The following is a 1,408-nucleotide window of genomic DNA, read 5'->3' as shown; positions in this document are numbered from 1 at the left end:
GCCTGTGGGGTCTGCACTTCCTCGCCAAGCAGCGAGAGGCGCAGGAGCGGCAGGCGCCTGCCGTCCACGGCGCCCACGACCGCCAGGACGCCCCGGTCGAACAGCTCGTGGCCGCCCCGGCGGCCCCGGCGACCGGGTCCGTAGCGGGAGGCGCCGCGCCGCAGCCGGCGACGGTCGTCCTCTCGGGCGACCCCTGCAAGGACGGCACCTGCTTCCACGGCAAGTGCGCAGCCGAACGAGCCACGAAGAACAAGGCGGCGGTGCCTGTATGAGCCGAATAGCCATCGTCGGGGTCGCCTGCACGTACCCCGACGCCACCACACCCCGGGAGCTCTGGGAGAACGCCGTCGCCGGACGGCGCGCCTTCCGCAGACTGCCCGACGTCCGAATGCGCCTGGACGACTACTGGAACCCGGACCCCGCGGTCCCCGACACCTTCTACGCCCGCAACGCCGCGGTCCTGGAGGGCTGGGAGTTCGACCGCGTCGCCCACCGGATCGCCGGCAGCACCTACCGCTCCACCGACCTGACCCACTGGCTCGCCCTGGACACGGCGACCCGGGCGCTGGCGGACGCGGGCTTCCCGGCCGGTGAGGGACTGCCCGCCGAGCGCACCGGAGTCGTCGTCGGCAACACGCTGACCGGCGAGTTCTCCCGTGCCAACGGCATGCGGCTGCGCTGGCCCTACGTACGCAGGGTGCTCGCGGACGCGCTCCAGGGGCAGGACTGGGACGACGACCGGCTCGGCGCGTTCCTCCAGGGGGTGGAGGAGGCCTACAAGAGGCCCTTCCCCGCCGTCGACGAGGACACCCTCGCGGGCGGCCTCTCCAACACCATCGCCGGCCGGATCTGCAACCACTTCGACCTGAACGGCGGCGGTTACACCGTCGACGGCGCCTGCTCCTCCTCCCTGCTGTCCATCACCACCGCGGCGACCTCGCTGCAGAGCGGCGACCTCGACGTCGCCATCGCCGGCGGTGTCGACCTGTCCATCGACCCCTTCGAGATCATCGGCTTCGCCAAGACCGGTGCGCTCGCCCGGAAGGAGATGCGGCTCTACGACCGCGGCTCCAACGGGTTCTGGCCGGGCGAGGGCTGCGGCATGGTCGTGCTCATGCGCGAGGAGGACGCGGTCGCCGCCGGGCACCGCGTGTACGCCTCGATCGCCGGCTGGGGCATCTCCTCCGACGGTCAGGGAGGCATCACCCGACCCGAGGTGAGCGGGTACCAGCTCGCGCTGTCGCGCGCCTACGACCGGGCGGGCTTCGGCATCGAGACCGTGCCGCTGTTCGAAGGCCACGGCACCGGTACCGCCGTCGGTGACGCCACCGAGCTCCGGGCGATCATGGGCGCCCGCGCCGCTGCCGACCCGCAGGCCCCGAGCGCCGTCATCACCTCCATCAAGGGC

General features: G+C 72.7%; 1 protein-coding gene and 1 pseudogene. Both read left to right on the top strand.

Annotated elements, in window-relative coordinates:
* Positions 1-272, top strand: a pseudogene (locus ACFVWD_RS58380) (enediyne biosynthesis protein); the annotation flags it as partial.
* On the top strand, positions 269-1,408 hold a 1,140-nt coding region (locus tag ACFVWD_RS58375; RefSeq protein ID WP_389607313.1), incomplete at its 3' end, for a beta-ketoacyl synthase N-terminal-like domain-containing protein. The pseudogene ACFVWD_RS58380 and the gene ACFVWD_RS58375, both read left to right, overlap by 4 nt.

It is taken from the genome of Streptomyces sp. NPDC058086 (assembly GCF_042885015.1).
In the GTDB taxonomy this organism is placed as follows: domain Bacteria; phylum Actinomycetota; class Actinomycetes; order Streptomycetales; family Streptomycetaceae; genus Streptomyces.
This window is presented reverse-complemented; position numbering and strand designations above follow the sequence as displayed.